Source organism: Anabaena sp. CA = ATCC 33047, from assembly GCF_963870205.1.
Taxonomy (GTDB): domain Bacteria; phylum Cyanobacteriota; class Cyanobacteriia; order Cyanobacteriales; family Nostocaceae; genus Trichormus.
The window spans coordinates 21,339-40,956 of sequence record NZ_CAWMSA010000038.1; the positions used below are offsets into that span (position 1 = coordinate 21,339).

At 41.2% G+C, this 19,618-nt stretch carries 18 protein-coding genes and 1 pseudogene; 11 read left to right on the forward strand and 8 right to left on the reverse strand.

Annotated elements, in window-relative coordinates:
* Positions 1-115 precede the first annotated feature (115 nt).
* Complete coding sequence (locus AACS98_RS09410) at positions 116-3,145, forward strand: hypothetical protein (protein WP_066378749.1); 3,030 nt, start codon at positions 116-118, stop codon at positions 3,143-3,145.
* Positions 3,146-3,221: 76 nt separating this feature from the next.
* Positions 3,222-4,790, forward strand: a complete 1,569-nt coding sequence (locus tag AACS98_RS09415) for a cation:proton antiporter (RefSeq protein WP_066378751.1) — start codon at positions 3,222-3,224, stop codon at positions 4,788-4,790.
* A gap of 78 nt (positions 4,791-4,868) precedes the next feature.
* Here the strand turns inward: AACS98_RS09415 and AACS98_RS09420 are convergent, their stop codons facing one another.
* Positions 4,869-5,651, reverse strand: a complete 783-nt coding sequence (locus AACS98_RS09420) for an ester cyclase (protein ID WP_066378761.1) — start codon at positions 5,649-5,651, stop codon at positions 4,869-4,871.
* 376 nt (positions 5,652-6,027) lie between these two features.
* Between AACS98_RS09420 and AACS98_RS09425 the strand changes: the two genes are divergently transcribed.
* Positions 6,028-6,441, forward strand: coding sequence for a CAP domain-containing protein (locus AACS98_RS09425; protein WP_066378763.1), 414 nt, complete (start codon positions 6,028-6,030; stop codon positions 6,439-6,441).
* Here AACS98_RS09425 and AACS98_RS09430 read toward each other — a convergent pair.
* Complete coding sequence (locus tag AACS98_RS09430; RefSeq protein WP_066378766.1) at positions 6,400-7,599, reverse strand: RNA-guided endonuclease InsQ/TnpB family protein; 1,200 nt, start codon at positions 7,597-7,599, stop codon at positions 6,400-6,402. The genes AACS98_RS09425 and AACS98_RS09430 overlap by 42 nt on opposite strands.
* Before the next feature lie 206 nt (positions 7,600-7,805).
* Here AACS98_RS09430 and AACS98_RS09435 point away from each other — a divergent pair.
* From AACS98_RS09435 to AACS98_RS09450, 4 genes and pseudogenes are all read left to right on the forward strand, one after another.
* Positions 7,806-7,970, forward strand: a pseudogene (locus tag AACS98_RS09435) (CAP domain-containing protein); the annotation flags it as partial.
* A 103-nt stretch (positions 7,971-8,073) separates the two neighbouring features.
* Positions 8,074-8,550, forward strand: coding sequence for a TspO/MBR family protein (locus AACS98_RS09440; RefSeq protein WP_066378772.1), 477 nt, complete (start codon positions 8,074-8,076; stop codon positions 8,548-8,550).
* Between the two features lie 44 nt (positions 8,551-8,594).
* Positions 8,595-9,722 carry an HhoA/HhoB/HtrA family serine endopeptidase gene (locus AACS98_RS09445; RefSeq protein WP_066378775.1) on the forward strand — a complete coding sequence of 376 codons (1,128 nt, stop codon included), beginning with the start codon at positions 8,595-8,597 and terminating at the stop codon, positions 9,720-9,722.
* A 162-nt stretch (positions 9,723-9,884) separates the two neighbouring features.
* The gene (locus tag AACS98_RS09450) at positions 9,885-11,012 is read left to right on the forward strand and encodes a site-2 protease family protein (RefSeq protein WP_066378780.1); all 1,128 of its coding nucleotides are present in this window, start codon (positions 9,885-9,887) and stop codon (positions 11,010-11,012) included.
* Positions 11,013-11,019: 7 nt separating this feature from the next.
* Here AACS98_RS09450 and AACS98_RS09455 read toward each other — a convergent pair whose 3' ends face one another.
* Positions 11,020-11,409 (reverse strand): hypothetical protein, encoded by a 390-nt coding sequence (locus AACS98_RS09455; protein WP_066378783.1) that lies wholly within the window; start codon positions 11,407-11,409, stop codon positions 11,020-11,022.
* 621 nt (positions 11,410-12,030) lie between these two features.
* Here AACS98_RS09455 and AACS98_RS09460 point away from each other — a divergent pair.
* Together AACS98_RS09460 and AACS98_RS09465 are read left to right on the forward strand one after the other, a co-directional pair.
* Entirely contained in the window at positions 12,031-12,381 is a 351-nt protein-coding gene (locus tag AACS98_RS09460; RefSeq protein ID WP_066378785.1) for a phage holin family protein, read from the forward strand.
* A 158-nt stretch (positions 12,382-12,539) separates the two neighbouring features.
* Positions 12,540-13,334: a superoxide dismutase gene (locus tag AACS98_RS09465; protein ID WP_066378789.1), complete on the forward strand. Its 795-nt coding sequence runs from the start codon at positions 12,540-12,542 to the stop codon at positions 13,332-13,334.
* 9 nt (positions 13,335-13,343) lie between these two features.
* Here AACS98_RS09465 and AACS98_RS09470 read toward each other — a convergent pair whose 3' ends face one another.
* The 5 genes from AACS98_RS09470 to rpaB form a co-directional block, all read right to left on the reverse strand.
* Positions 13,344-13,862, reverse strand: coding sequence for a DUF456 domain-containing protein (locus AACS98_RS09470; protein ID WP_066378791.1), 519 nt, complete (start codon positions 13,860-13,862; stop codon positions 13,344-13,346).
* A gap of 156 nt (positions 13,863-14,018) precedes the next feature.
* Complete coding sequence (locus AACS98_RS09475) at positions 14,019-14,297, reverse strand: hypothetical protein (protein WP_066378794.1); 279 nt, start codon at positions 14,295-14,297, stop codon at positions 14,019-14,021.
* A 4-nt stretch (positions 14,298-14,301) separates the two neighbouring features.
* Positions 14,302-14,808 carry a hypothetical protein gene (locus tag AACS98_RS09480; RefSeq protein ID WP_066378796.1) on the reverse strand — a complete coding sequence of 169 codons (507 nt, stop codon included), beginning with the start codon at positions 14,806-14,808 and terminating at the stop codon, positions 14,302-14,304.
* A gap of 268 nt (positions 14,809-15,076) precedes the next feature.
* Positions 15,077-15,721 (reverse strand): cofactor assembly of complex C subunit B, encoded by a 645-nt coding sequence (locus AACS98_RS09485; RefSeq protein ID WP_066378798.1) that lies wholly within the window; start codon positions 15,719-15,721, stop codon positions 15,077-15,079.
* 119 nt (positions 15,722-15,840) lie between these two features.
* The gene (gene rpaB, locus AACS98_RS09490; protein WP_038087821.1) at positions 15,841-16,569 is read right to left on the reverse strand and encodes a response regulator transcription factor RpaB; all 729 of its coding nucleotides are present in this window, start codon (positions 16,567-16,569) and stop codon (positions 15,841-15,843) included.
* 180 nt (positions 16,570-16,749) lie between these two features.
* Here rpaB and radA point away from each other — a divergent pair, with 180 nt between their 5' ends.
* Together radA and AACS98_RS09500 are read left to right on the forward strand one after the other, a co-directional pair.
* A complete protein-coding gene (gene radA / locus AACS98_RS09495) occupies positions 16,750-18,318 on the forward strand; it encodes a DNA repair protein RadA (protein ID WP_066378801.1) in 1,569 nt (522 codons plus the stop codon).
* A 362-nt stretch (positions 18,319-18,680) separates the two neighbouring features.
* On the forward strand, positions 18,681-19,574 hold the full coding sequence (locus tag AACS98_RS09500; RefSeq protein ID WP_066378804.1) for an SDH family Clp fold serine proteinase: 894 nt from the start codon (positions 18,681-18,683) through the stop codon (positions 19,572-19,574).
* Positions 19,575-19,618 lie beyond the last annotated feature (44 nt).

The window sequence follows — 19,618 nt, forward strand, 5'->3', positions numbered from 1 at the left end:
CCTATTTCTCCCTTATCTCCCCCCACTCCCTTATCTCCCCCCACTCCCTCATCTCCCCCCACTCCCCTGACTCCTCCATATCTCCTAAATGCGGTGATGACATCAGAAAATAAACATGGAATTGAAAAATCGCTCATTGGCTGTAAATCAGAGTTGGCTAACACAACTCCTTAAGTGGGTGAATTTAAGACCAGAGGAAGGCGAACGGACTGGGATGCTGTTTGCCTTCTACACTACTGTGTCTGTGGGGTTGCGATGGGCGGAAGACAGTACAGTTGCCCTGTTTTTGGATGAATATGGAGCCGGGCCGCTACCTTGGATGTATATAGCTAGTGCTGGTATGGGTATGGCACTGGTTTTTTTATATTCTTGGTTGCAAAAGATTTTTCCCTTGCGTTGGGTGGTAGTAGCGATCGCACCTTGTATGGTGATGCCGTTAATTTTTTTAGTCTTGTTACGTTGGGGAATACAAGTTTCTTTATTTTCAGTAATCGTAGTATTTCTACTCAGGTTGTGGGTAGATTCCCTGTATGTAGTTAATGACCTGAATACTTCTATTGTTGCCAACCAATTATTCAATATCCGCGAGATTAAGCGCACTTACCCACTGGTAAGTAGTGGTTTATTGGTAGCAGATGTCATCAGTGGCTTTAGTTTACCTTGGTTGTTACAATTTGCCCGACTCAATCGCGTGATCATGATTGCCTGTGCCGTCATTATCTTTGGTTCTGCAATTCTCGCCTACTTGAGTCATCACTATCGAGAAGCCTTTCCTGATGCACCACAACGTATCCTACCCCAAGAACAAGCCTCTCGCCATCGTCGTCTGGAAACACCAATTAAACGCTATACATGGTATTTATTCGCCTTTGTAGGGTTGTTACAAGTTATTGGCTTGTTAATTGATTTTCAGTACCTGCAAGAACTCAAGCTAAATTTAGGTGACAAAGAACTCGCCAGCTTTTTAGGTTTATTTGGTGGCATTGTCGGACTGTGTGAACTAGCCACCCAATGGTTTTTGTCTAGCCGATTAATCGAACGCTTTGGGGTGTTTTTTAGTGCTGCGCTGTTACCTGTAGCTGTCGGCTTTGTCATCCCAGGTTTGATTGCTGTGTTGCACTTCTTCATGGGAGTCAAATCCCTGACTTTTTTCTGGGGACTGGTGGGGCTGAAATTTGTAGACGAATTGCTACGTTATACCTTTGTCATTAGTAGTAGCCCGGTATTATATCAACCCATCCCCGAACGTATTCGCAGCCGGACGCAGACATTATCTGGAGGTACAGCCGAAGCGATCGCCACCGGTTTGGCTGGCTTAGTAATTTTAATTACCTTGATAATTTGCGGGCGTTTTCTCCCTTTATCTAGCCAAAAATGGGTATTTATTGCCGAAACAATTATAGTAGCTGCTGCCTGTTTAAAAGTAGTTTGGGGATTGCGATCGCGTTATGTTGATTTGCTAGTCTTAAGTGCTGAACGTGGTGAATTAAGTGCTGCCAAAGTCGGATTACGTGCCTTTAAACAAGGCGTAGTCAAAGCGTTAGAAGAAAAAGGTAACACCACCGATAAACACTCTTGCATTGAACTGTTAGCCCAAATTGATCCCCAAGGTGCAGCCGAAATTTTAGCCGGATTACTCTATAAGTTAGCTCCCGATTTGCAGCGTCACAGTTTAGAAGTGATGCTAGCAGCCGGTGCTAAGGCTGAATATGTCTCAGAAGTGCGGTGGTTATTAGAACGTCCTCCGGGGGTTGTCAATCCAGAAGTGTTCGCTTTAGCCTTGCGTTACGTCTGGCTAGCAGAAGCTAATCCTAATCTCAGCCTCCTAGAAGAATATTTACACTCACGACACCATTCACTCATTCGTGCCACGGCGGCGGCTGTGCTACTACGTCAAGGAACACCAATGCAAAAAGTAGCAGCAACCAAAACCCTGCGTCGGATGCTGACACACAAACAAGAACAAGAACGGATGAATGGAGTCAAAGCTTTAAGAGAAGCTGTTTATCTACAAGCATTAAGGATTCACATTCCCAACTTATTGCAAGATGAATCCTTGCGGGTACGCTGCGCTGTCTTAGAAATGATTGCCGCCACTCGCATGGAAGAATATTACCCAGCATTGCTGAAAGCACTATATTACAAATCCACCCGTGCCACGGCGATGCGTGCCTTGATTAAAATGGAAAATGAAGCCTTAGATATGCTGCTACAACTGGCTACCGACGTTTACAAACCAGAAGTATTACGGATGTATGCTTGGCGGACAATAGCGCAAATCTCGACTTCAGAAGCAGTAGAAAGTTTATGGTTACATCTAGAATCTTCCTGGGGTGCGACTAGATATCATATTCTTCGTAGTTTATTGAAAATCCAAAAGCAATCAGAAATTACTAATTTAGTAGATAAATTCCAGCACAGTCGAGTAGAAATTTTAATTGATCAGGAACTACGATTTTTAGGTGAAATTTACGCGGCTTATCTAGATTTACAACCTCATTTAACTTACAATAATCATCTTACTAACCAGCGAGTTGTGATTATTCATGAGTTGCTGCAACGGGCATTGCAAGAAATAGAATGGGATGTGAGAGAAAGATTATTGCTGCTGTTGCGACTATTGTATTCACCAGAAAAAATGCAAGCTGCGGCGTTTAATTTACGGTCTGAGTCTGGGGTAAACTTAGCACGGGGGTTGGAAATTTTAGAGCATACAGTGAATTTACCCACCAAATCATTATTGTTGAATATTTTAGATCAGCGATCGCCCCAAGAAAAGCTACATTATTTAATTGAAACTGGACTGATCGAATATCAACAGTTAGCAATCGGTGATAGACTACGCCGAATGCTTGCCTTGGGGAATTTTCTCTCTGATTGGTGCTTGGCTTGCTGTTTCCATTTTGCTCAAGTTAACCGGATTCGCCTGACAATTGAAGAGATTTTGTTAGCTTTACACCATCCTACCGCCTTTGTGCGAGAAGCAGCGATCGCTTATTTAAATGTGGTTTCCCAACGTGTGCTTCAAGAACTTCTACCCTATCTGCAAAAAGATTCTCATCCTCTAGTAGCAGCACAAGTACAGGAATTAATCCAAAACACCACCAGAGAAATTTCCCCAGACTCACAAACTATCAAAGCTTAATCAAAACGTCCGTTTGCATCATTCCTGGGAAAATGTTCAGATGAGAATAGTGCAGAATTCTACCAGGAATTTTCTTATGGTAATAGAATCAGCAATTGCAGAAGAAGCGATCGCCTCTAATCTCAAGCAGTTTCTTTTAGTTCTGTCGGTATCTTTAGGGGTGGCGACTCTACCCCAAATATTTAGTTGGTTTCGTCAGATACCCTACACATTACTACTGGTAATAGTAGGTTTAGGTTTGGCGTTGGTGGATGTGCGTTTAGTCACACTTTCCCCAGCCTTAATTCTGTTCATTTTTTTACCCCCCCTATTATTTGAAGCGGCATGGAATCTCAAATGGGGAGACTTAAAGCAGGAATTTGTCCCCATTTGTCTGTATGCGGTGTTAGGAGTCTTAATTTCCATCGCTGGGGTAGCAATTGGATTGCATCAACTCGCGGGATTATCGATAACTACAGCTTTACTCATCGGTGCGAGTTTGTCTGCAACTGATCCTGTTTCCGTCACCGCTTTATTTCGGGAATTAGGTGTAAGTCAACGCCTAGTCACCCTCATGGAAGGTGAAAGCTTATTTAATGATGGCATGGCAGTAGTTGCCTTTGGTTTTTTGGTAGCCTTGCCTTTAGGAAATGCTAAATTAGGATTTCAGCCTGTCGTGCTGGAATTATTTCAAGTTGTCGGTATTGGTTTAGCGGTGGGAGGCTTGATTGGCTATGGTATTTCTTACCTCACCCAACGCTTTGATTTACCAATGGTAGAACAATCTCTGACTTTAGTATCGGCTTATGGTACTTATTTAATTACCGAAGACTTGGGTGGTTCTGGGGTGATTGGAGTTGTCACCACAGGTTTAATTTTAGGTAACTTTGGTTCTCGCATTGGGATGAATCCCCGCACCCGGATTATTGTCTCCGAATTTTGGGAGTTTTTAGCGTTTTTTGTGAATTCCATTGTATTTTTGCTAATCGGCGATCAAATACGCTTCGCTAGTTTAGGAGAAAATCTAGACACGATTTGGTTGACAGTAGCAGCAATGATTTTAATGCGCGCGATCGCCCTTTGGATTCTCAGCTACTTTAGTACCACCATCACCAAATCAGATATTTCTCTACCCGAACAAACTATCCTGTGGTGGGGTGGGTTACGCGGTTCTGTCTCTATAGCTTTAGCCTTGAGTGTACCAACAGTTTTACCACAACGAGAAAAAATCATTGCTATCGTCTTTGGAGTAGTTCTATTTACTCTCCTCGTTCAAGGATTAACTATTAAACCGCTAGTCAAAAAGCTCAATTTACTAGGTGATGCACCCCTAAAAGAAGAATATTTAGAAATGGTGGCTCGTCATCTGGCCTTAGAAAGAGTTTTGCAATATCTCCAAACAGAAGCACATCCCGGCGTTAATCCAGAGTTTGTTCGTTACCAAGGGCAACTGATCAAAGGTGAAATTGAAGATTTGCTCCTAGAAATTGACAAATTACAAAATGAGCATCCCAATCTCCAAAATTTTACCAGTGAAAAGTTTCGAGAGAAACTACTAGCAATTGAAGCCGATACCTATGCAGAATTTGTCAAATCAGGCCGATTAAATAAAGAATTAGCACCTATGCTAGAAAATGTTTTGCAACAAGAGAAACATTTAACCTAGAGGTTAGGAAGAGACAAGGGTGCAGGGTAAAATAACTTTCACCCAGTACCCAGTCACCATCATCAAGATGAACCACTTTCAGCGAAATCTAAAGTTTTTGATTAGTTTTCCCCATGACCAAAGTTTCTTCATCCAACCCCATAAAATTCGCAATATAGAAAGAGTAGTGTTTCTACCTTCTACTTGCTGCTGTGGTTGCTCAACTTTTGGTAATTTACCACCAGATTTAAGCTGTTCTAGCAACTGGTTATTGTCGTAATAATGTTCCAACGCCAGAATTTTGAAGTTCTCGTTGACATGAATCACACTTGTACCGATGATTTCAATAGTTTCACCTGTTGGTGCATAGTCTTTATATGCACCGTTAAATCTTCCCCACTGTCGCCATTTCACAACAATAGTTGGCAAACTAGAATAAACTTCCACAACTTCCCATAAAAAACCATCAGGAAATGCCAGATTTAAGAGAGGATTTGAGATGACAAACTTCTCCTCAGTAGCTGTATAATGTTTTGTGTTGCCGATAAATAGTTTATAAGTACCAGAATTAATTAAATCTGTGATGGTGTAGCCATAACCAGCATTGGTACTCATGCGAAACTTATCTTGCACAACAGAAAGCCACTGCGCCGGATTGGTTTTAAAATTCGCCTCAATTTCAAAATTCAGCAATAAATTTTGTACCAATCTTTCCAAGGAATTTTCAGGATGATTCTTGGTTCTTTCTGGGGTTAAACTTTGATGAGATTTGGTAATGTCTGGCTTTTGTCCATAACGCCAATCGATATTATTGCTGTATTGCAGAAATGTCTCTCTATCTTGTACCCAAAGATTAAGCTTACTGATGTCAATGAAAATCATAAATGCCTACGGGAAAATGACGAAATGACTGGAAATTCATGATCAACCTCAGAATTACGCAGCGATAACCCTTAGAATTTGCAGCTAGTTATACAGCTTTTTGTAGATTTCATCTCTGATTGTTTTGTAGCGTCAGAGATTTTCAAATATATCGACTTGCATCTTTTAGTATTATGCAAGTCAGTACAAAAAAAGGTGATTAATATAGTAATTTTAGATAAATTTTGGCAAGGATTTATTTACATTTTTAACAGGAATATCATAAAATAAATATGAAACTGGTAGGTTGTGTTACACTGCGTTAATGCACCAGTTATTATATAAAACTGTAATCATAATAACTAAAAAATAACTAATAGTTTATTTATATTTTGAGATGAATTACTTAACTCAAAAACTATGTTTAGTATGGGTAGCGATCGCCCTATTATCTACTGGGTGTGAACAAGTCACCAAACAATTACCATCTAGGCAACCACCACAACCGTCACTATCTCCTAAATCTGCCACAAACGCCCAAATAGAGGCAGAGATTCGCCAAGAAATTAACCAAGTACGACAAAAAAATGGTCTTCAACCATTAAAAGATCATCAAAATTTAGCGCAAGTAGCCCGTAAATATAGTCGCCAAATGGCACAAAAAAACTTCTTTAGCCATACTGGTGCAGACGGTAGTACACCACAGGAAAGAGTGCTAAAAGACGGTATTCTTTACACCGCAGTCGGTGAGAACTTATTCATGAGTAAACTACCCACACTGTACCCGCTCAGGGTCAGTGTGGGCTTTTAGTAGCCCTGAACTGTCTGTGCTGAGATGGCAACACAAACAGTTCGAGCCTCTGGGCTGGTTTACAAAAACAGCCCCAATAGCAGATATATTTTTGCTACCGTTATCATCGGCATCCCCACTCCAAGAACAAGCTTCATTAGTACATTTGAAACTCTTGTCAGAACGCAATCCAATATGTAGGCATTGATGGCAAGTTTGACTTGTCCAAGCGGGAGGAACAGCAATTATTTCTACTCCAAATCGGATGGCTTTGTATTCCAAAAAAGACCTTAATTGATAGAAAGACCAAGAGTTTGAACGTCTACGTTCTGTTTTACTTCTTGGCTTCTGGTTAGTTCTTTCACGAATACCCGTTAAGTCTTCAATTGCCACTGCTGCATGATTTTTTAATGCGTCCTGAATAATGGACTTGCTAATGTTGTGGTTTAACCATTGTTGAAATCTTCTCTCCTTGCCCGACAGCCGTTTCAAGATATTTCTAGCTCTACGTCTAGTTGACTTTGTGCCTTTCGTAGCTTTTTTCTGGAGAGAACCTCTCACTCTAGAAAACTTGTCTCTAGCATCGTTGATTTGCTTTCCATCCCATTTATCGCCATTGCTAGTTACAGCAATGTCTCGCCTTCCAAAATCAACACCAATTACATTAGTTGATTTGATTGGTTCTGGTGCTTCATCTTTAATTTGAATGTGGATGTAGTAGTTGCCATCACGATGTTTACATAGCTGCGCTGATGTAGGTTTTCTACCTTTTAATTTACCTCTTTGATAATTACCAGCATCAATTTTGATATGTTCTCTGCCATTCATCAAAGTGAGGCTAACAGTCCAGTCTTTCTCTCTAAATGAGAAAATCCTGGCATCATAATCAGCCGATGTTGGCTTGAATGCTTTAACCGGCTTGTCTTTTTGTTTGGCAGCTTTGCGATTAGCCCCAACCCTAGCGCAAGCACGCACAGCTAAATTTGCACTCAACCCAAACAAAGCACGAATCTCGTTATAGACCATGTTTTGAATAGTAGTCTTACTGGTTATCTGAGGCTTAACTTTTTGGTTAGCGTAATTACACGCCGACTCAAAAGCTTTCAATACCAGTTCGATTTCTTCTGCTTGTTTTTGAGAGGGGTTGAGTTTGCAAACTAGCGTCAATACTTGTTCCATGACTTCGACCTAATCACAGATGAACATAATACATCAAAACAATCGTGTTGTATCAAAGATTTATTTGGGAAAAGCTCCACTATCCCTCTCCCTAGCTTCGCTCACGCTCAGTATTGGTCAAGGGATGTTTCGCTTTTCCCCCGCAATTCCTCTCGACACTGACCCTATCGGGTGAGCGTGTGAGCCTCCTTACGGAAATAGGTGAAAATATACCTCAACCAGTACCAACCGCCATTGATGGCTGGATGAAAAGTCCCGGACATCGAGACAATATTCTGCGTCCCATATTCACTCAAACAGGTGTAGGAGTCTGGCAAGAAGGTGATAAATACTACATTACTCAATTATTTTTACTGCCATTTCCGTTTTAGGGAGGAGGGTAGGAAAGATTTTACTCTCATCCCCAGATAGGTGCAGCGATCGCCTGAAATTATCTACACTGCAAATATCAGGCCACTTTAACAGGAAACCATCGTGAAAGCTAAATGGATAATTACAGCAGTTTCAGCAGCATTATTTTTTGGTGGTAGCCTGTTTACCTCATTACGCGATCCTTGGTTTCAGAACTTGCAACGTCCCGACTGGTTAACTTTTGAGTTAATCATCCCATTTATTTGGACGTTAATTTGGGCTTGTCTCACCATCTCAGCGATTATTGTCTGGGAAAAACGCACAAAACAAGGTTTTAGACCTGGAAATTTAATGATGATTTACGCGGCGATCGCTCTACTCACATCCGCTTACAGCCCCATCGTAGTAGAACTTCGCAGTCTCACAGGTGGAATCATTATTGGTGGAGTAGCTACCCTTCTCGTCTATATCTTGGCGTTTATCGTCAAACCCATCTCACAAACAGCCGCTTGGCTGTTCCTGCCCTATGCTCTCTGGGGCCCCTTCGGTACATACTTAACTTGGTTATTACTGCAACTCAATCCTGGCGTAGCTGGTTAAAAGATTGCACCACAAAAAAAACTGTGTAAGCCACCGCCAAAACCATGAAACGACTTGTTCTACAACCTGCACTGTACCTAGCTTTTTTGATAACTGGATGTATTGCCACTCCAGGAGCTAGGAATACTCAATCCTTACCAGCAAACCAACCACTAATTCCCCATAATCCCACAGATCCTAACTATGTAACACGAGTTGTTCAGCAGGTAGGCCCCGCAGTAGTGCGAATTGATGCCACTCGCACCGTATCCGTATCCCCTAATCCGGTATTAGAGCGGTTTTTTGGGGAAGATTTGCCCAGTCAAGAACAAGTACAACGGGGTATAGGTTCCGGGTTTATTACCAGTGCTGACGGATTAATTTTTACCAATGCTCATGTAGTCGCAGGTGCGGATAATGTTTCCGTATTATTAAAAGACGGTCGTCGTGTTCAAGGTGACGTTTTAGGAGTTGACCGGGTTACAGATGTCGCCGTCGTCAAAATTCCAGCCTCGGACTTACCAGTAGTAAAATTAGGTAACTCTGATAATCTGACACCAGGACAGTGGGCGATCGCTATTGGTAATCCCCTCGGACTAGATAACACCGTCACCCAAGGCATCATCAGTGCTACTCAGCGTTCCGTCGCGGATTTAGGTGTACCAGCCGAGCGCGTTGACTTTATCCAAACCGATGCCGCTATTAACCCCGGCAACTCTGGCGGCCCTTTGCTCAATAGTCAAGGCGAAGTTATTGGCATGAATACCGCCATTATCCGAGGAGCGCAAGGCTTAGGTTTCGCGATTCCCATTAATACAGTGCAACGTATCGCCACACAATTAGCCACCAAAGGCAAAATAGATCACCCCTACATTGGCGTTCAAATGGCTCAATTGACACCTGAATTGCAATCAAAAATTAATCAGAGTGATGCTGGTGTGAAAATTAACCTAGATTCAGGTGTAATTATTCTGGGAGTTGCCCGTAATTCTCCGGCTGCTCGTGCCGGCTTGCGTCCTGGTGACATTATCGAAAGTATTAATGGCGTTGCTATCACAGATACACAGCAAGTACAACAACAAGTAGAAGCCACCAAAATTGGTGATGCTATCCCATTGACTATCAATCGTAATGGTAATCAGCAAACAATTAAAATCCGACCTGCGGCTTTACCCCAAAAAGAACCAACTTAAAAGCAGCCAGTAAAACACAAAAGTTCTCATCTTTCTTCGGGTGCATATCTGATTGACACCTCTCTATCATTTGCTAGAGGCAACAATAATTACCATTGTCTATGCTTTTGGTGATTTAGCGTTAAGCTTTTTCACTCAAATTGCTGGAAACAAGAACAAGTTATGCAAGGCTTTCGCATAGGTTCGATTTTCGGGTTTGAAATCCGAATAGATTTGTCTTGGTTGCTCATATTCTTTCTCGTTCTCTGGACTTTAAGCGCGGGTTTATTTCCAGAAAATTATCCCGGACTCAGCAATGCTACTTATTTTGGGATGGGTATAGTAGCAACATTGCTGTTTTTCGTTTCATTACTCACTCATGAACTTTCTCACTCGTTTGTAGCCAGAGCTAAAGGCATACCTGTAGAGGGAATTACGCTGTTTATTTTTGGTGGAGTTTCCCGCACTCGCATGGATGCAGAAACCCCAGGCGATGAGTTTCAAATTGCCGGAATTGGGCCTCTGATTAGTGTGGTACTTGCTGCCTTATTTGGTGTGTTGTGGTATGTAGGTAAAAATGCAGGGTGGAGCGTTGTAGTTAATGGTGTGACTTCTTATTTAGCCTCTATTAACTTGGCATTGGCTATTTTTAATATGTTACCCGGATTTCCTTTAGATGGCGGGCGTGTTTTTCGTTCTCTAGTGTGGAAATACACGGGTAACATCAAAACAGCGACAAAAGTTGCTTCTACAGGCGGAAAATGGCTTGGTTATTGCCTGATTGCGGTTGGTTTGTTGCAAATGTTCGCTGGTGCAATTATAGGCGGACTCTGGTTTATCCTGATTGGTTGGTTTTTGAATAACGCCGCCACTGCTAGTTATGAGGAAATTTTGCTACGTACCAGTTTAGAAGGAGTACGAGCCAGAGAAGTGATGACACCCTATCCAGAAACCGTCAACGCTGACTTAACACTCCAAGAATTAGTGGATAAATATTTTCTCAGTCGTCGCTATCAATCTTTTCCAGTCATTCAAAATGATAACCTGATAGGAATTATTACTTTAAATCAGGTGAAGGATATCCCGCGAGAAGAATGGATGTACCGCACTGTTAAAGAAACTATGATTCCCTCAGAACAAGGAGTAACCACGCGCCCAGAAGAACAGATGACTCAGGTACTACAAAAAATGCAAGATTCAGGGGTGCGGCGCGTGTTAGTCACTCAAAATGGTTTGCTCAAAGGTATTATCACCGCTAATGATATAGCTAACTGGCTACAGCGACGACGAGAATTTGGTGAGGTTACTTAAGTATCTCTTATTTAAAAATATTTTTAGGAGAGAATTTATCATTTTTGGGGGAATAATCCGAGCAATCTTTAGCTTCTTCTGTCATCACAATAGAAGGTTGCACAGCACACTTCATATAGTGGTTATTTGCATAAAATCGACAGTTTCTACAAGGTAATTGATTTATTCCTTTAACTGTCTCTACCATCTTATATTCTAAAATCGACCTGATTTTTCGCAAGATCAGGAAAAATATCACCCAACTAAAAACTAAACCGATAGGAGTTAAGGATATAGCTATATTAGGTATGTCTAAGTTATTAACTTGCGGTTGGTTGTTTTTAACTTCATTCTGAATCACCTGCTTGATAGATTGATTCAATGTTAATTTATTGTGCATTCCTTGATTAAATGACATATTGATTAGCCTGAGTTATATATATTGACAAGTTGAATGTTTGTGAAAAATGCGTGTTGTTTTATGAGCAAAATATTTCATGTGTCTGTGAGAATATCTGCTAAAAACAGCGTGAAATAATCTATTATTTTTTTATAGAGAAAAATTTGGCTTTATGATGAATGGCTGTGTATTTAAACCTTAACATTTGGCTTATGTAGTCATTACCCTAACTAGCTTATTAATTTATTCATACTGAAGCTTTAATAATAATTCAATTATATATAGGTTTAGCAAAACTCTATATGTTCCATCTCTGCCAATAGTTTTGCTTGCATGATTTATTTATATATCCAAAGGAATATATTTAAGACATAAATTTTCTCTGATTATTTATGTGCTAGAATTTGCAAGTAAGAGAAGTTTAAATCAACTAAAAAGTCCAGACAAATTGTAATTTGTGGCAAAAAGATAGAAAATTAAAAGCTGATAAAAATAAGGATTTTGGATGATAATAAACTTGACTAAACTGAAAGTGATTAATTTAGGGTGTTCACGGTAATAATCCTCATAAAAGGCAAAAGCAGAGGATGATTATTTTAAAATTAGTAAATTAATAAAATAGTGTAAGCAATCATTGTTATGCTCAACCTGATTTTAACTTGGCTAGTTACCAGCATCAGCTTTTTAATTATTTCCAGGCTACCATTAGGGATTGAAATTGATGGTTTTGGGAAAGCGGCGATCGCAGCTGCTGTTTTCGGAATTTTGAACGCCTTACTCTTACCGATTCTGAGTGTGCTAACTTTCCCATTTATTCTTCTGACTTTCGGATTATTCTTTTTCGTATTGAATGCAATAATTTTTGCCTTAGCAGCCTATTTAGTAGAAGGCTTTCGTCTGCGCTGGGGTTTTTGGAGCGCATTAATCGGTTCTATAGCTTTGGCAATTATTAATTCTATTCTTTTAAGTATTTTGTCACCATTGACATAACAATTGCAGCAGTTAGTCATTAGCCATGAGTTGTTCTCCTGCGCTTCCTCAGCTTTCTGGGCTTTGAAAGTTCCCATACACCGATTGATTTGTCGGATGAGATCAGAGAAAATCAATCTTGTCAACCAATTAAAATCTTGATTTTGAGGTATTACTTGATGTTGAAGTATTTGCAAAAAACATTTGCTTTATTGCTAACAGTTGTTTTGCTGTCAACTCTGTTAATGGCTTGTGATACAGTTACCACTGCTGAGTCGGAAACTGCCACCGCTTCATCAACTGCTGCCTATTCTTCTCTACCCGTAGCTTACACTGACAAAGAACTAAGTGCTTCTCCTGCCAAGTTGCCGCCATTACCTTATGACAACACAGCGTTGAGTAAAGCCATTGATGCAGAAACGATGAAATTGCATCATGACGCGCATCATGCTGCTTATGTGAACAATCTCAATGATGCGTTGAAAAATTTCCAGAATCTCCAAAAAAGAAGCGTGGAAAGTTTACTGAGGGATTTGAACAGTGTACCGGAAGATATTCGGACGAAGGTACGCAATAATGGCGGAGGACACTTAAACCATACAATGTTTTGGCAAATCATGAGTCCTGAAGGTGGTGGAGAACCTACAGGAGAACTGGCGCAAGAGATTAACACAACTTTTGGCAGCTTTGATCAATTTAAACAACAATTTAACCAAGCTGGTGCTAGCCGCTTCGGTAGTGGTTGGGTTTGGCTAGTGCGTAATCCCCAGGGACAATTACAAATTACAACTACTGCTAATCAGGATAACCCCATCATGGAAGGTTCATATCCGATTATGGGCAATGATGTTTGGGAACACGCCTATTATTTGAGATATCGCAACCGTCGCGGGGAGTATTTAAATAATTGGTGGAATGTAGTTAATTGGCCAGAAATTAACAAGCGATCGCAACTTTCATTAAAGCAATCATAATCCGATTTTCTAACCAGCAAACACTTGCGGCCAAGTTGTATAAACAAACACTGCTACAGAAGCGATCGCTAATAATCCCTGAATCAAATTTCCTACTACTGTTCCCACCACAATACCCACACCAGCCTTAATTGCCAATCCTAATTGCCGACAATAAATATACTCGGCAATAATTGCACCTAACAACGGCCCGAACAAAATCCCCAACAACGGGCCACCCACAGGTAAAGTTGGTAGTAATCCGAAAAACCCTAGCAAGAACCCGACAAATGCACCAATTTGTCCCCACTTGCTAGCACCAGCTTGTTTTGCTCCCCAATAACCAGCTAAAAAATCAACGCCAATACTCAAAATTAAAACAATCGCTGTCACAATCAAAGGGATTTTAATAGCTACAAAGGAATGACTGACAATTCCCCAGATAATAATTGCCACTAAAATTAAACTCGTTCCAGGTATAGCAGGTACTACAGCACCGATAATACCTACAACCATCAAAGCCACAAGTAGCCAATAAATAATTTGCATAATTCTTAATGAGTGTCAGCAGTTGGGGTTTTTAATTTGGCAATGATTCTTATACCTTAAATATTGAGTATTATCGTCAGATATCTTACCCCTTACTCTAAAAGAAAGTAGTAATTAGACAAAGATAATACTCAATAAAACAGGCTATGGGTAGATTTAAAAGTATTGTTGATAATATGCTTCTACCGCACCCACAGCTTTGAGTAATGGCGCATCCAAAGAATCAATCCAATCAGCCACCTCCCGCGCTAGACCAAGAGTTGAATGTCCTGCTGATGGTTCAAGCTGACCATTGATTGTCTTGTGTTTAACAGATTCGAGAACACTGATCAGATTATTTAAACGCTGTGAGTGTCCAGAGTGATGACGCATCTGTTCAGCAATTTCAACCGATTTGTCGATGAGCTTGATAAAATTTTCTGTTGGAGTTGCCATAAATTTATTCACAAGTAAAATCTTCTACAGCCATATTGCCGTCCTCAGACCATTTAATATTGGGATCTCTGGTAGATTCAATAAAGGTCTGTTGACCACCACCGGGATAGCATAATGCGGGTGTTTGAGGTGCGACAGTGCCTTTATAAACTGTTGTTCCTGCTGGTAAAGTCACTTTTAGCCGCATAGTGGCTTGATTCCCCCAAGATTGATTGAGAGCTAAATTCCTAATTACTTCTGTATTTTTCTCATATTTATTAGTTGTGAGATACCTACCATATTTGTTGCCACTGCTACTATAGTAGCGATAAAAAGTTTGAGGTTCATTGAGTTTTACAGCCTCACATTTAGAGTTCTCGAAAGTAACAGCAATTTCAGCCGGCAAAGGACAAGATGAGCTAACTTCTTGAGCAACAACTTGGGGGGAATTGAATATCAGACCTGGAGTGACTGAAATTAAGTTACTGAGAACACCTACGCCAATACTAAGGGATACTGACTGCAATTTCATGTTGACGCTTCCTTTCAATACTTGGTAAATTGTTTTACCCGTATTGTACAGGTTATTTATGTCCCTTGTATATTAACTAACGTTTAAATATATGTATATAAAATAATACCTGAATCAAAACATAATCCAAAATGTAGGGTGCGTCAGTACGAGAAACCCTAGCCATACCAAGAAAATATTCATACTGACGCACCCTACTAACAGGTGTTCCCTGATGTGAAGTTGCACTTATCTGTCTTTATCCGCGTTTATCTGCGTCCATCTGCCTTCAATAATGTTCTGCGAGAGTAACTGCTAATTTATCAGCAATCCCAGATATCCAGTTTTCATCTTGTTTTGTGTAACTTCTAGGCGCATTTGCTCCTAAAATCAATACACCTTGATTACCCAGAGGCTGACAAATTACCCCTTGTGTATTTTCTGGTAAATAATCAAATTCAAATCTGCCTGGGTAGACATTTAACGCTACCAAATAAACAGGCTGTTGTTTTTCTAACACCCGTTTAACAATTGCGCCGGGAACTACTTCTGATTTTTTGCCCAGAATGCCGCGACGTAACAAAACTTTACCTTGATAGAAAACTACGAGCGATCGCGTTACCGTATTAGTTAAAAGTAAATGCGAAGCCCAGGCTAATTCTGTTTTCACGGCTTCTGGTAAATCAGGTGCTAACACAAAACCTTCTTCACCAATTAATTCTACAGCTTCAGGCGATCGCGGCTGTACTTGTTGCCAAATTAACCCGGTTAAAATTAGCACTGCACTCAAAATTACACCCAGCACATCACCCCGCGCTTGGGAATCTGTAAGTTCCGGTGTTAACAAGCGATTAATCAACAACAGGGTTGCGCCTAGCCCACCAACTACCAAAGGTAAACGCCGTAAAACTCGATTGGGATCAGATTTAGTCATTAGTCATTAGTCATTAGTCATTAGTCATTGGGGAAGGTTGATGGTTGACGGTTGACTGGGTAAAAATTTTTCTCCCTCCGCTTCCTCCGCTTCCTCCGCTTCCTCCGCTTAAGAACTTTTTACTCTTCTCCTGGTTCAATTATCCGTTGAAACAAATAACCTGTACCGCGTGCGGTGAGTATCAACTCTGGGTTACTGGGATCATCTTCTAATTTTGCCCGTAAGCGGGATATGTGTACATCAACTACACGAGTATCAACATGACGTTCTGGTGTATATCCCCAAACTTCCTGCAAAATTTCCGAACGAGAAAAGGCTTCACCAGAGCGACTGACCAGTAACTCTAGTAAACTAAACTCCATGCCTGTTAATCTAATCCGTTCATCACCTTTGTAGACTTGCCGCTTGTTAGTATCAATTTTGATATTACCAACATGAATTACCCCAGAACTAGGGATACCAGACGCGCCAGTTTTGTCTACCCGTCTTAAGACTGAACGAATTCGCGCTTCTAACTCTTTGGGTGAGAAGGGTTTAACTACATAGTCATCAGCACCTAATTCTAACCCGGTGATGCGGTCGGCTACGTCTCCCAAGGCTGTTAACATAATAATCGGTACATCCGATTCTTTACGTAGCTCTTGACAAACACCGTAACCGTCGAGTTTTGGCATCATCACATCCAAAACCACTAAATCAGGATCAGCTTTGCGAAACGTGTCTAAAGCTTCTTCTCCATCACCAGCCGTGACTACATCGTAGCCAATCATCGAAAGGCGCGTTTCTAAAATCCGGCGAATGCTGGCTTCATCGTCTACTACCAGGATTTTTTCTTTATGACTTTCCAAGTTTCTCAACGCTCCTTAACAACTAAAAATTTTTCATGATTAATTTTTAATACCATAATATTAAGATATCATTCCCTCTATTAATTTGGAAAAAGCGGTAAAGCCGCTATGAATCAGATTTTCAACTACAAGAAAACTTAAGCAAAAATTAAGATAATTCATATTATTTAAGATTTAAGAATGCCAAAGCCCAAAACCTTTTACATTTGTAACGAATGTCGAGCCGAGTCGTCCCAATGGTTTGGTAAGTGTCCCAATTGTGGTACTTACAATTCTTTAGAAGAACAGATTAGCATCCAATCTTCCGTAGATATACTCAGTCGTGGGGGAGTCAGTGGTTGGCATTCCACTCAGATTAACGGAAAATCGCCAACAAAGCCAGCAAAACCACGAGCAGCCTTAACATTTGACCAAATTAGCGATCGCCAAGTCACCCGTTGGGAATCAGGTTATGGTGAATTAGATCGAGTGCTGGGTGGTGGAGTAGTTCCCGGTTCGATGGTGTTAATTGGTGGTGATCCCGGTATTGGCAAATCTACCTTATTGTTACAAGTCTCTAATTTATTAGCGCAGAGATATCGCATCCTCTACGTTTCCGGGGAAGAATCAGGACAGCAAGTCAAGTTAAGAGCCTCACGTTTAGGTGTCTCCAAGCCTTGTAGTATAGAGGAAGATGCTCAGGATAATACAACAGAAGACACACCTGAATCAAAACCAACAGAGGAAACAACAGCCGAAAATCAACAGCAACCAGAAGCCTCTGAAGGTATAGGCGCAGATTTGTACATATTACCAGAAACAGATTTGGAAGAGATTTTGCGGGAAATCGATTCCCTAAAACCAAATGTGGCGGTGATTGATAGTATTCAAACAGTGTTTTTTCCGGCGTTAACATCTGCACCGGGTTCGGTAGCGCAGGTGAGGGAATGCACGGCGGCGTTGATGAAAGTGGCAAAACATGAAGATATTACCATGTTAATTGTCGGACACGTCACTAAAGAAGGAGCGATCGCCGGGCCGAAAGTTTTAGAACACTTAGTAGATACAGTATTGTATTTTGAAGGCGATCGCTTTGCCTCCCACCGCTTGTTAAGAACTGTCAAAAATCGGTTTGGTGCAACTCACGAAATCGGTATTTTTGAAATGGTGCAACACGGGTTGCGAGAAGTACCTAACCCCAGTGAGTTATTTTTAGGTAATCGTGATGATCCCGCACCCGGAACAGCCATTGTAGTGGCTTGTGAAGGTACACGCCCGATTGTAGTCGAATTGCAAGCCTTAGTCAGTCCTACGAGTTATCCCTCACCCCGTCGGGCTGGGACTGGTATAGATTATAACCGATTGGTGCAGATTCTCGCCGTGTTAGAAAAGCGGGTGGGGATTCCGATGTCGAAATTAGATTCTTACGTAGCTTCGGCTGGGGGGTTAAATGTAGAAGAACCAGCCGTAGATTTAGGAATAGCGATCGCCATTGTAGCGAGTTTCCGCGATCGCATCGTTGATCCGGGTACAGTCTTGATTGGTGAAGTCGGGTTAGGTGGGCAAGTGCGAGCCGTGTCTCAAATGGAACTGCGGCTAAAAGAAGCAGCCAAACTGGGATTTAAACGAGCGATCGTTCCTAAAGGTCAGAAATTTCCCGACCTTAACATTGAGATTTTACCAGTTTCCAAAGTCATTGACGCGATTATTGCCGCCATCCCCCATCAAACATTAGAAGACAGCGATTTCGAGCCAGACGAAGACGAGTAAACACACATCTTGCACCTGTTTCTTGATAATAATGCTTGTAGGCTGGGCATTGCTTGGAAGTTGCTCAAAGCTGTAGTTTTACGTTGTTAGGTGTGCATCGCCTTCAGCTTATTGAGAATGGTGCAAGATATCAGTTGCCCATTCATGTACAGACGCGATGAATCGCGTCTCTATTATGACTAGCTTTATTTGCTCCTAATTTTGCGAATCAAGAAAAGCAATACAACTTGCAGAACGTTTGCGACAATTAGGGATTAATCCTGATGAGTTGTAATTGCGAGATAAACCCGTAGATAGAAATGCGATCGCCTGAAAATTGTCACAATGATGGCATCACAATTTCTCTCAGCATAAATAACATTATGGGCTTTGGTATTGGAGACTTATTCTGGATTTTTCTTCTCCTCTCATCCCTACAACCCATCTGGCAAAAACGCCAAATCGAATATAGACGCTTCCGCAGCATACAAGAATTTCAAAAACAACGGGGCAGTCGTGTAATTTTATTAATACACCGCCAAGAGTCCATCAGTTTATTAGGTATTCCCATTTCTCGCTACATCACCATTGAAGACTCAGAACAAATACTCAGGGCAATTCGTCTTACCCCCTCCGATGTCCCCATTGACTTAATTTTACATACTCCCGGTGGTTTGGTACTAGCCACTGAACAAATTGCTAGAGCCTTAATTCGTCATCCATCCAAAGTCAGTGTCTTTGTACCTCACTATGCCATGAGTGGCGGTACAATGCTCGCACTGGCAGCAGATCAAATCATCATGGATGCTAACGCCGTTTTAGGCCCAGTTGATCCCCAACTGGGTAACTTACCAGCCGCCAGCCTTCTCAAAGTCGTCAAAGATAAACCCATCAGTGAAATTGACGACCAAACTCTCATCATGGCAGACTTAGCCGACAAAGCAATTCAGCAAGTACAGCGATTTGTACGGACTCTGCTCAAAGATAATATACCAAAACAAAAAGTTAACCCAGAAAATATAGAACCCATCATCGAAGCTTTAACCACTGGACGTGTCACCCATGATTATCCCATCACAGTTGAGGAAGCCACAGAATTGGGGCTGCCCGTAACAGTCGGACTGCCCCGTTGTATATACGAACTCATGGACTTATATCCACAACCACAAGGCGGAAGACCCACTGTTCAGTATATACCTTTACCTTACGATGACCGTCGTCCCCTTTTACCTACACCCAAGGGTAGACCAATGGAAGAACCAAATCAAAATAGTTAAAGTAATGCTTACGGTGTAGCCGTTGGTGTAGCCGTTGGTGTAGC